Below are 11,269 nucleotides of genomic sequence, written 5' to 3'. Positions count from 1 at the left end.
TTATGGTCTAACTGTTAACTTGAACCGCCATCAACTTGATTTGACGAACAGCCAAAAAAAAAGCGATCAACCGAAAGGTTAATACGCATTCTTAACAATACGTTGAATTTCTCTTTCTTGATCACGTTTTTTAATTGTTTCACGTTTGTCGTACTTTCTTTTACCTTCAGCCACGCCAATCAATACTTTAGCAAAACCATGCTTTAAGTAAACTTTCAAAGGAATTACAGTAATTCCCTTTTCTTGAACTGTTGAGCTTATTTTACGGATTTCCTTTTTATGTAAAAGCAATTTACGATTTCTCAATGGATCATGATTAAATTGATTTCCTTGATCATATACACTGATATTAACGTTTTCTAACCAAAGTTCACCATTATGGGGTTGAACGAAACCATCTTTAATATTGATTTTACTAGCACGAACTGATTTAATCTCAGTCCCTGTCAAAGAAATACCCGCCTCATATGTATCTAAAATATTGTAGTCATGACGAGCCTTACGATTATTAGCTACCTCATTAGCAGCCTTTGTGTGATGTTTCTTCATCATTCATCACCGACTTTCGTATTTACCACGTCTCTTATGGTTATTATTGTTGTGATTATTACTATTATTACCGTTACCACGTTTATCATTATGACGTCCATGTCCACCACGGCCACGACCATGTTGCATTGAACGTTTCTTCTTAAATTCAGCTTCACGCTTATCGGCTTGTTCTTGCTCTTCAGGTGTTAGGACACGTTCAAAATCGATTTGACGATGCTCAACATCAGCTCTAATCAATTTAACTTTGATTGGTTGTCCAACCTTAAAGATTTTACCAGTACCACGACCATGCATGGACATGCTCTTTTCATCATATTCATAGAAGTCATCCTTCATATTTGAAATATGAATCAATCCTTCAACTGTATTATCCAATTGGATAAACATTCCGAAGCTAGTTACAGAACTAACAACAGCGTCAAATTCACTACCAACTTGATCAGCCATATATTCAGTCTTCTTCAAATCATCGACTGCACGTTCGGCATTGATAGAAATTCTTTCACGACCAGAAGTATGTTCAGCGACATCTGGTAATTTTTCCTTCCACTTAGCTTGTTCATCATCAGTAAAGCCATTAACAGCATAACTATGAATCATACGATGAACCATCAAATCAGGGTAACGTCTGATTGGTGAAGTAAAGTGAGTGTAATACTTTGCGGCTAATCCAAAGTGTCCCAGTGGATTGTCAGAATATCTAGCTTGTTGCATACTGCGCAATAACATGATTGTGACAACTGGTTCTTCAGGCGTACCAACAACCTTTGACAAAACATTTTGGAACATCTTCGGTGTAATTTCTTTCAAATTACCTTGAACTTGTACACCCATTGCGGCAACAAATTCAAAGAAGTTCTTAACCTTTTCATCATCTGGTTTTTCATGGACACGATACAAGAATGGTACGTGTTTCAAATTATAATTCATGGCTACAGTTTCATTGGCAGCTAACATGAATGATTCGATCATCTTTTCAGATGTTCCACGTTCTCTTAACTTAATATCAATTGGCTTACCATTTTCGTCAACAATGATTTGTGCTTCAGTTTCTTCAAAGTCGATAGCACCACGTTCATGACGCTTGTTGAATAAAATTTCATGAAGGTCCGCCATGTTTTTCAGCATTGGAACTAATGGTGCGTATTCTTTAGTAAGAAGTTCGTCACCCTTCAAAATTTCATTAACATTGTTATATGTCATACGATACTTAGATCTGATCACACTAGGATAAATATCATATTTTACAATATCACCCTTGTGATTGATTTCCATATCACATGTCAAAGCCAAACGATCTTCATCAGGATTCAAAGAACAAATTCCATTAGACAATCTGAATGGCAACATTGGAATTACCCGATCAACCAAGTAAGTACTTGTTCCACGAGCATAAGCTTCTTGATCAATTGGTGAACCCTCCGTGACATAATGTGTAACATCAGCAATATGAACTTCCAAGTGGAAATTACCATTTGGTAACATGTCAACGCCGACAGCATCATCAAAGTCTTTGGAGTCATCTCCATCAATAGTGATAACCATATTGTCAGTTAAGTCTTTACGACCTTCTTTTTCACTGTCCAAAACATGGTCAGGAATTTCTTCAGCAGCTTTAAGAACCTCACTTGGAAATTCAGGATTGATATCATTATCAACCACGATCGACATAATATCGACACCGGGATCATTCTTGTTACCAATCACTTCTAGTGCTGTTCCTTCCATACTTTGAGGATGCTTATCATCAGGATATTCATCAATTGAAACTTGAACCATATCCCCCATTTGTGGATGGAGACCCTTATCAGAAATGAAAATCATATATGAAGCAATTTTCTTTTCATGACTTTGAATATAACCGTAGAAACCAGTCTTTTCAACTTGAGAATCACTATATGGATGAAATTCACCAACAACTTTTGTCAATGATCTTTCTACAATTTTAGTGACCTCACCTTCAGGCCCTTTGTCGATCCAAGGATTAGATGGCTTAGTAATCTTTACATCCACAACGTCTCCGTTAACAGCATGTAAAGTATTACTTCTAGCAATAAAAGCATCTGGTTCTACTTCATCATAACGAACGAAACCAAATCCCTTATCATTACCCTTAAATTCACCTTCAACAGTTGTTTCGGGTGCAGCCATCTTGAATTCATCTTTATTAGTTAGACTAATTTTACTTTCGCCCTCCAAAACAGCCAAAGCTTTAACAACACGTTTAAAGGCTGAAGCTCCGTGCATTCGTAATATATCTTCTATTTGTTCAGACTTATAGCGGCGATCAGGATTACTTCTGAAAACCTCTAATATATCTGCAATTAATTTATTTTCTTTATCTGGCATTTCTATCCTCAATTATTTTCTAAAAAGTTTAACACGGCACTCTCCAATTCATGGTGAGCACTGTTGATGGTTAGGACATGTTCTGCATCATACCAATGCAGCTGTGCTGTTCCAACCTTTTGAGCCACAATTTTTGCGGCATCCGGATTTACTAATTTATCACTCGTACCTTGACCAATAAAATATGGTCGATTTATTTCAGCCAAATTTTCAGTTACACCAGCGGTAGCTTTACTTATCTCCGTCAACATCGAATCTATCTTAGAATCAACGACTCTAATTTTAGAATCAATCTCAACTTCTGTTAAGCCCTGTTGAACAGAATACACCTTTTTTGCGTAGGTCATAAAGGCATTTCTAATTTCCTGAAAGTTAGTTGTATACAGTGGCGATCCGAAGACACCACCTGACACTACTTCCGGAATTTCCTCTAAAGCCTTAGTAGCAAAAATTGCTCCTAAAGATAAACCAAAAACTGAAATTTGTTTTTTTCCATGAGCTTTTAAGAAATCCACTGCTTCAAGTGTTTGTTCCCACCAACGATCAGGTCCGCCAAGATTTAAAATATCCAATGGCTCAGGAGTTCCGTGACCGGCAAACATTGGAGCATAAGCAGAATAACCGCTACGTTCCAAAGATCTGCCTAATAATCGCATATCATTAGCCGTGCCTGAGAAAGAATGCAAAAGAAGAACTGCACTTGAACCCTTATCAAAATAAAACGGTTGGGGCGTTAAAATTTTCATATCACAAATGCTCCTTATAACAAAAAACCTCCTGAGTAACTTTCAGGAGGAATAAATTGCTTAGTGAGATGATAAGTATACTAGTATCAATGAACAAACGAAAAATAATACTAGTAAAACGTAGGTAACCTTAACCATAAAGGCCTCGAAACCACGTTTCTTTTGGTTGCTGAATAGGTCGCCACCACCACCAGATAATGCATTCAAAGCATCTTGTTGCTTTGTAGGCTGCATTAAGACGGCAATTATTATCAAAATGGAAACGATTATCAACACTGTTTCAATAACGTTATACACCTGTAAAACCTCCGTTCATGGTGTTGAAAGCTGAAATCACTTCTAAAACAATAACATAAAATGGGTCAAATTTCTAGTTAATTCCATTAATCATGTTCTTTAACTTTCGTGATATTTTAGCTCTCTGACCAGCATTTACCATGACTACAATCCTATCTCCCGCTTTGATAAGCGTATCGCCATTAGGTATCAATTGACGTTCTCCTCGATAAACCCCAACAACCAAAATATCTTTGGGAAATGGAATGTCACGTATATATTTACCATCGATTGAACTACCCTCATAAATTGGTACTTCCAAGCGATCAGTAAACTTACTAACACGATTTAAATAGTCAGAATTTAAGTTCAATCTTTCTTTCAATGATTCATAAATTGGTGCTCCATTTAATAGATCCACCACAATATATGCCACCAGTGACAACACAGCCAAAGGCATCAAGTGCTTCAAGGAACCAACCATTTCGGTTACTAGAATAATTGCTGTAAATGGTGCTTTACCGATACAAGCAAAATAGCCGGCCATCGCAAAAATAATCAAATTACTTTCAAAGGCAATTGGTAACAAACCTAATTGATTCATCACTACTGCATAGATGGCACCAATAATAGCTCCCAAGTTTAAAATAGGCAGAAAAATACCACCGGGTAGTCCCGATCCATATGAAATCATTGAATAAACAAATCTCAAAATTAATAATCCTAATAAAAGTAAGAGACTTGTTCCGTATTTATCTAAATTGATGATAATTCCATTACCACCACCGATAAATTGTGGAACAGCCATTCCAATGGGAATAATTAGGATCAAAGGAATAATACCATGGATAAACCGAGGTAATCTGGTCTTTTCGTAAATTGATGGCATTGCTAACAAAACAATTTGATAGAGTCGTCCCATTAGTCCTAAAATAATTCCCAAAATAACTAAATGCCAATAATATTTTATCGGCAAACTATATTGATATGGTACTTGTAAAACAGGTTGTAAGCCAAAGACGTAGAGTGAAATAACATTGGCACTAACTGCACTAGCTAAAGAGGTTACCCAAACTAATGGTGAAAAATTGTGATAAACCTCTTCCAAAACAAACATTGCACCTGCAATTGGTGCGCTAAATGCTGCTGCTAAACCAGCTGCTGCTCCACTAGCTATCAAGACTCGTTGATTTACACCACGATTATCATGTGTTAATTCACCAACACCTTGTCCAATAGCTGAACCTAATTGAATTGAAGGTCCTTCACGTCCTAGAAAAAGGCCAGGACCGATACTCAAAATACCTCCGACAAACTTACGCCACAAAATTGACCACCACTTTAGATGCATTTCGCCACCTAATTGAGCTTCAACTTGAGGAATACCTGAACCAGAAATATTGGGTTCTTTCTTAAGCAAATAGCCAACAAAGATTGCCACAACAATCATGGCAATCAATAAACCAATTAATAAACTTAAATTGCTTCTAGCTGTTACATAAAGTCCTTGAAAAACTTTTAATGATTGACCTATTGACCATCTAAACATACTTACAACAATTCCTGAAATTACTCCGACCAGAACACCTTCCAAAGTCAGTTTTAACTTCTCATTATCAGTAATTGCTATCTTCATTTTTATCCCCTACATTAAAAGTTTAGTTTTGGAACATCATAAACTGATGGTGATGGTTGATAGAAACCAGCTTCAAGCAATTCCATATCAGTTAAAATTTCTTCATCAGTTACCAATCTTGGCTTCTTATTAACTAATGTTTGATAAACCGAATCATAATACAAACCATAATCTCCTAATGGTGTCTTAATCTGTTTTTCAATCCAATCCCCATTAGCGTTACGATACTTAGCCAGGCCATAATACATCGGACTATCTTCTCCAAATCCAGGTGTACCTGGCATAATACCAGCCTTAAGATCATTTTCCTGTTGGTCAGCACCATACTTGATAAATGAACCATTCATACCATGAACAATAAAACGAGGATACTCTTTGGCAACATCAGTACTTACTTTGACCTTAACCTTCATTTTTGTGCCATAATGCAAATCAACATCGAAATAATTATCCACAGCATCACTAACTTCGGTGTTACGGATATCGTAAACAACCTTATCCGGGCGGCCAAAGATAGCAACCATACGATCCATCAAATGAATCCCTAAGCCATAGAATTCGCCTTGCTCTTTTGTTTCCTTACCGTTAACTGTATTAGGACGATAATAATCAATATGTGATTCAACCTCGACAATATCACCCAAGAATCCTTGATCAATAACTTGTTTGGCGGCCAAATAGTCACCATCAAAACGACGATTTTGATATGGCATAACCAAAACATTATTATCTTTACCTAATTGAATCAATTCCCGTGCATGATCCAAAGTATCAACAAATGGTTTTTCAACGATGACTGACTTCTTAGCTTCAATTACATTCTTAGCTAATTGATAATGTGTTTGAGCTGGAGTACAAATTGTTACTAAATCAATTTCAGGATCATTCAAAATATCATTTAAATCATTAGTAAAGTTAACCCCTTTATCACGATAGGGTTTAGCTAAAACTTTATTAACTGCCTTACGTGTATAAACCGTCTTCACTTGAAAGTCATTTCGAATATTCAAATATGGCAAATGGTAGCGATTGGCTGATTTACCAAATCCAATAAATGCAATTTTTAACGTCATTTAATTCTCCTCCAACTATTTATGATCTACTTATATATTGTACAAAAAAAAGACACAAAAAAAACAGCCCTAAGGCTGTTTTAATCAATTACTTAAAAGTAATTATTTGTTTAAGTTATAGAAACTCTTGATACCCTTGTATTCTGATTGGTCACCAAGTTGATCTTCAATTCTCATCAATTGGTTGTACTTAGCAATACGGTCTGTACGGCTCATTGAACCAGTCTTGATTTGACCTGCGTTTGTAGCAACAACAAGGTCAGCAATTGTAGTATCTTCTGTTTCACCTGAACGGTGAGAAACAACGGCTGTAAAGCCAGCTTCTTTAGCCATTTCAATAGCTTCGAATGTTTCTGTAAGTGTACCGATTTGGTTAAGCTTGATAAGGATTGAGTTTGAAACTCCCATCTCAATACCCTTCCTCAAGTAGTCTGTGTTTGTAACGAACAAGTCATCACCAACAAGTTGTACTTTCTTACCAAGTTTAGCAGTAACTTTTTGCCAGTCTTCCCATTCGTTTTCATCGATAGGATCTTCGATTGTAACAACTGGGTACTTGTCAACGATACCATCAAGCAAGTCGATAAATTCGTCTGTTGAAAGAACAGCACCGTTTTCGCCTTCACCCTTTAGTTCGTACTTGTGAGTGTCTTTGTTGTAGAATTCTGATGAAGCACAGTCAAAACCAATAGCAACGTCGTCGCCAGGTTTGTAACCAGCTTTTTCAATAGCTTCAACCAAGATCTTGAATGGAGCTTCGTTGTTTTCAAGGTCAGGAGCGAAACCACCTTCATCACCAACAGCTGTGTTCAAGCCACGGCTTTCAAGAACCTTCTTCAATGATTGGAAAGTTTCTGAACCCATACGTACGGCTTCACGCATTGATTTTGCACCAACAGGTACAATCATGAATTCTTGGAAGTCAACGTTGTTATCAGCATGCTTACCACCATTGATAACGTTCATCATAGGTGTTGGCAATACATGAGCATTAGGACCACCAAGGTATTCGTACAATGGAAGACCTAATTCATCAGCAGCAGCACGAGCAGCAGCAAGTGAAACACCAAGAATAGCGTTAGCACCTAAAGTACCCTTGTTTGGTGTACCGTCAAGGTCGATCATAGCTTGGTCAATGGCACGTTGGTCAGTAACGTCCATGCCGATAACCTTTTTAGCAATCTTGTCGTTTACGTTAGCAACGGCTTTAAGAACACCTTTACCACCAAAACGTGATTTGTCGCCATCACGTAATTCAACAGCTTCGTGTTCACCAGTTGAAGCACCTGATGGAACAAGTGCGCGGCCAAAGCCACCTAGTTCAGTATATAGTTCAACTTCAACAGTTGGGTTACCACGTGAATCAAGAACTTCACGGCCTAAAATATCAGTAATTACAGACATATTTTAAAAATCTCCTTTATGATTTTAATACAACACAATTTTAACCTTTTTGGCACTTAAAATAAATAACTTATATAAAACTAATTATTTATTGAAGTTAGCCAAAGCAATATATGATTCTGGATCCATTGATGCACCACCAACAAGTCCACCATCAATATCTTCTTTAGCCATTAATTCTTTAACGTTAGCAGGTTTTACAGAACCACCGTAAAGGATACGTACTTTATCAGCAGTGTCAGCATCGTACAAGCTAGCAATCTTTTCACGGATTACGTGAACCATTTCTTGTGCTTGATCAGCAGTAGCAGTCTTACCAGTACCGATAGCCCAGATTGGTTCGTAAGCGATAACTGATTTAGCTAAGTCAGCAGCAGAAATGCCTTTAACAGCATTTTCGATTTGACCTGTTACCCAGTCTTCAGCTTTTCCAGCTTCACGTTGTTCTAGAGTTTCACCACAACAAATGATAGGTAGCATGTTGTTCTTCAAGATAGCAAGAGCTTTCTTGTTGATGTCTTCATCAGTTTCACCGAAGTATTGTCTTCTTTCTGAGTGACCAATGATTACATAGTCGATACCCATTTCGTCAAGTGCCTTAGGTGAAGTTTCACCAGTAAATGCACCGGCATCTTCAAAGTATGAGTTCTCAGCAGCTGTCTTCAATGGTGTGCCTTCTGCACCTGCAACAAGTGTTGTAAGATCGATGGCTGGAGCACCAATGATAGTTTCAACGCCAGATTCTGGCAACTTACCTTTGATACCGTCTAAAAATTCTTGGGTTTCTTTAGGATTTTTGTTCATCTTCCAGTTACCCGCAATAATAGGTGTACGCATAAATTAATTCTCCTCTGAAAAATAATAATTATTTATCTGAAATTGAGTCGATACCAGGTAATACTTTACCTTCAAGATATTCTAGTGAAGCACCACCACCAGTTGAGATGTGTGTTAGCTTATCAGCAATGCCAAGACTCTTAGCAGCAGCAGTTGAGTCACCACCACCAACGATAGTAATAGCATCTGTCAAGCTACCCATAGCACGTCCAACTTCTAGTGTACCTTCAGCAAACTTGCTCATTTCGAATGCACCCATTGGTCCATTCCATACAACAGTCTTTGCACCCTTTAACTTGTCTTGGAACAATTTAACTGTCTTAGGTCCGATATCAAGAGCCATTTCATCATCAGGAATGTCAACACCATCTGTTGTTGTAGCTTCAGCGTCGTTTGAGAATTCCTTAGCAACGATATGATCTACAGGAAGAACAATCTTGTCGCCAGCTTTTTGAAGGAGGTCTTTAGCTAGTTCAACTTTATCTTCTTCGAATAGAGACTTACCAATCTTGTGGCCTTGAGCAGCTAAGAATGTATAAGCCATACCACCACCGATTAAGATGTGGTCTGATTTTGGAATTAAGTTTTCAATAACACCAATCTTATCTGAAACCTTTGCACCACCAAGGATTGTTACGAATGGGTGTACAGGATTGTCAACGGCGTTACCTAAGAACTTGATTTCCTTTTCCATTAAGAAACCAGCAGCAACTGGTTTACCAGCAGCCTTCATAGCTGTTGAAATACCAACGTTTGAAGCATGGCTTCTGTGGGCTGTACCGAAAGCATCGTTGATAAATACGTCACCAAGTGATGCCCAGTATTCGCCAAGTTTAGGATCGTTCTTGCTTTCACGTTTGCCGAAGTCGTTATCGATATCTTGGAAACGAGTATTTTCCATCAATAGGATTTGACCGTCTTTAAGATTGTTGATAGCATCTTCAAGTTCTTTACCTTCGTTAGTTGGTACGAACTCTACAGGCATGCCGCTTAATTCTTGAAGTTTAGCAGCAACTGGCTTCAATGATAAAGCTTTCTTGTCTTCGTCACTCTTAATACGACCCAAGTGAGATAGCAAGATAACCTTTCCACCATGTTCTGAAACATATTTGATTGTTGGGATAGCACCAACGATACGGTTTGTATCGCCGACAACACCATCTTTAATAGGAACGTTGAAATCAACACGCATTAAGACTTTTTTGCCTTTTACGTCAACGTCAGAAACAATAAGTTTAGCCATTGTAAATAAATCCTCCAATATTTTCCTTAAAAAAAAGCGGAAGGAGTTTTCCTCCCTCCGCCAATTTAAATCACACTAAATTAGGTTTTCGTGATTACTAGTTTAGATTAATGAATTAGTCTAATGTAGCAAACTTTTCAAGTGTACGAACCATTTGTGCTGTAAATCCTGATTCATTGTCATACCAAGCAACAGTCTTTACAACTTGTGAGTCGCCCTTACCAACAATTTGTGTTTGTGTTGGGTCAAAGATTGAACCGAATGATGTACCGATAACATCTGAAGATACGATTTCATCATCGTTGTAACCGAATGAAGGGTTGTTTTCTGTATACTTCTTGATTGCAGCATTAACTTCGTCAACTGTAACTTCTTTATCAAGAGTTGCAACTAATTCTGTAACTGAACCTGTGATAACTGGAACACGTTGTGCATGTCCATCAAGCTTACCCTTCAATGCAGGAACAACAAGACCTAAGGCCTTAGCAGCACCAGTTGAATGAGGGATGATGTTAGCAGCAGCAGCACGTGCAGCACGAACATTACCTTTACGTTCTGGACCATCTTGAAGTTTTTGTGTAGCTGTGTAAGCATGGATTGTTGTCATTGTACCAGCTTTAATACCGAATTCTTCGTTTACGGCATTTGCTAGAGGTGCAAGACAGTTTGTTGTACATGAACCAGCTGAAGCAATCTTAACGTCGTTTGTTAGGATGTCATCATTAACACCGTAAACAACTGTAGGCATAGCACCTGATGGAGCTGAGATCAATACACGTTTTGCACCAGCATCCAAGTGAGCTTGTGCTTTTTCTTCTGATGTGTAGAAACCAGTACATTCAAGAACGATATCAACACCGTCGTTAGCAACCCATTTAAGGTCTGCAGCGTTCATTTCAGCATATACAGGGATCTTCTTACCGTCAACAACGATAGCGTTGTCAGCAGCTTCAATCTTATCGATTTCGAAGTTACCATGAGCTGTATCATACTTCAATAGGTGAGCAAGCATAGCAGGTGAAGTTAAATCGTTAATTGCAACAACTTCCAAATCTGTCTTGCCAGCTGCTTGAAGTGCAGCGATACGGCGGAATGCCAAACGACCGATACGGCCAAATCCATTAATACCAACTTTTGTAGTCATACAAAAATT

Annotated in this window: 10 protein-coding genes; all 10 read right to left on the bottom strand. The window is 37.9% G+C overall.

The features are described 5' to 3' along the window. Window positions 1-78: 78 nt before the first annotated feature. The 10 genes from smpB to gap all read right to left on the bottom strand — a co-directional run bounded on the left by smpB (window position 79) and on the right by gap (window position 11,260). On the bottom strand, window positions 79-549 hold the full coding sequence (gene smpB, locus FD33_RS10395; protein WP_025085067.1) for an SsrA-binding protein SmpB: 471 nt from the start codon (window positions 547-549) through the stop codon (window positions 79-81). 6 nt (window positions 550-555) lie between these two features. Then, window positions 556-2,901: a ribonuclease R gene (gene rnr, locus FD33_RS10390; protein ID WP_025085068.1), complete on the bottom strand. Its 2,346-nt coding sequence runs from the start codon at window positions 2,899-2,901 to the stop codon at window positions 556-558. Window positions 2,902-2,909: 8 nt separating this feature from the next. Continuing rightward, on the bottom strand, window positions 2,910-3,647 hold the full coding sequence (locus FD33_RS10385) for an alpha/beta hydrolase (protein ID WP_025085069.1): 738 nt from the start codon (window positions 3,645-3,647) through the stop codon (window positions 2,910-2,912). Window positions 3,648-3,707: 60 nt separating this feature from the next. Next, window positions 3,708-3,944 (bottom strand): preprotein translocase subunit SecG, encoded by a 237-nt coding sequence (gene secG / locus FD33_RS10380; RefSeq protein ID WP_025085070.1) that lies wholly within the window; start codon window positions 3,942-3,944, stop codon window positions 3,708-3,710. A gap of 73 nt (window positions 3,945-4,017) precedes the next feature. After that, window positions 4,018-5,559: a ClC family H(+)/Cl(-) exchange transporter gene (locus FD33_RS10375; protein WP_025085071.1), complete on the bottom strand. Its 1,542-nt coding sequence runs from the start codon at window positions 5,557-5,559 to the stop codon at window positions 4,018-4,020. A gap of 14 nt (window positions 5,560-5,573) precedes the next feature. Continuing rightward, window positions 5,574-6,632, bottom strand: a complete 1,059-nt coding sequence (locus FD33_RS10370; RefSeq protein WP_025085072.1) for an oxidoreductase — start codon at window positions 6,630-6,632, stop codon at window positions 5,574-5,576. A gap of 102 nt (window positions 6,633-6,734) precedes the next feature. Then, window positions 6,735-8,036 (bottom strand): phosphopyruvate hydratase, encoded by a 1,302-nt coding sequence (gene eno, locus FD33_RS10365; protein ID WP_025085073.1) that lies wholly within the window; start codon window positions 8,034-8,036, stop codon window positions 6,735-6,737. Window positions 8,037-8,120: 84 nt separating this feature from the next. Further along, entirely contained in the window at window positions 8,121-8,873 is a 753-nt protein-coding gene (tpiA, locus tag FD33_RS10360; RefSeq protein ID WP_025085074.1) for a triose-phosphate isomerase, read from the bottom strand. 28 nt (window positions 8,874-8,901) lie between these two features. Then, window positions 8,902-10,116, bottom strand: a complete 1,215-nt coding sequence (locus FD33_RS10355) for a phosphoglycerate kinase (RefSeq protein ID WP_056955957.1) — start codon at window positions 10,114-10,116, stop codon at window positions 8,902-8,904. A 115-nt stretch (window positions 10,117-10,231) separates the two neighbouring features. Continuing rightward, window positions 10,232-11,260 (bottom strand): type I glyceraldehyde-3-phosphate dehydrogenase, encoded by a 1,029-nt coding sequence (gap, locus tag FD33_RS10350; protein ID WP_025085075.1) that lies wholly within the window; start codon window positions 11,258-11,260, stop codon window positions 10,232-10,234. Window positions 11,261-11,269: the final 9 nt, after the last annotated feature.

The organism is Companilactobacillus paralimentarius DSM 13238 = JCM 10415 (genome assembly GCF_001434985.1).
Classification (GTDB): Bacteria; Bacillota; Bacilli; order Lactobacillales; family Lactobacillaceae; genus Companilactobacillus; species Companilactobacillus paralimentarius.
Note: the sequence above shows the minus strand (reverse complement) of the source record. Positions and strands in the feature narration are given on the sequence as shown.

Coding starts and splice junctions, on each gene's coding strand:
- smpB (WP_025085067.1), bottom strand. CDS start 549: ATGAAGAAACATCACACAAAGGCTGCTAATGAGGTAGCTAATAATCGT.
- rnr (WP_025085068.1), bottom strand. CDS start 2,901: ATGCCAGATAAAGAAAATAAATTAATTGCAGATATATTAGAGGTTTTC.
- FD33_RS10385 (WP_025085069.1), bottom strand. CDS start 3,647: ATGAAAATTTTAACGCCCCAACCGTTTTATTTTGATAAGGGTTCAAGT.
- FD33_RS10375 (WP_025085071.1), bottom strand. CDS start 5,559: ATGAAGATAGCAATTACTGATAATGAGAAGTTAAAACTGACTTTGGAA.
- FD33_RS10370 (WP_025085072.1), bottom strand. CDS start 6,632: ATGACGTTAAAAATTGCATTTATTGGATTTGGTAAATCAGCCAATCGC.
- eno (WP_025085073.1), bottom strand. CDS start 8,036: ATGTCTGTAATTACTGATATTTTAGGCCGTGAAGTTCTTGATTCACGT.
- tpiA (WP_025085074.1), bottom strand. CDS start 8,873: ATGCGTACACCTATTATTGCGGGTAACTGGAAGATGAACAAAAATCCT.
- FD33_RS10355 (WP_056955957.1), bottom strand. CDS start 10,116: ATGGCTAAACTTATTGTTTCTGACGTTGACGTAAAAGGCAAAAAAGTC.
- gap (WP_025085075.1), bottom strand. CDS start 11,260: ATGACTACAAAAGTTGGTATTAATGGATTTGGCCGTATCGGTCGTTTG.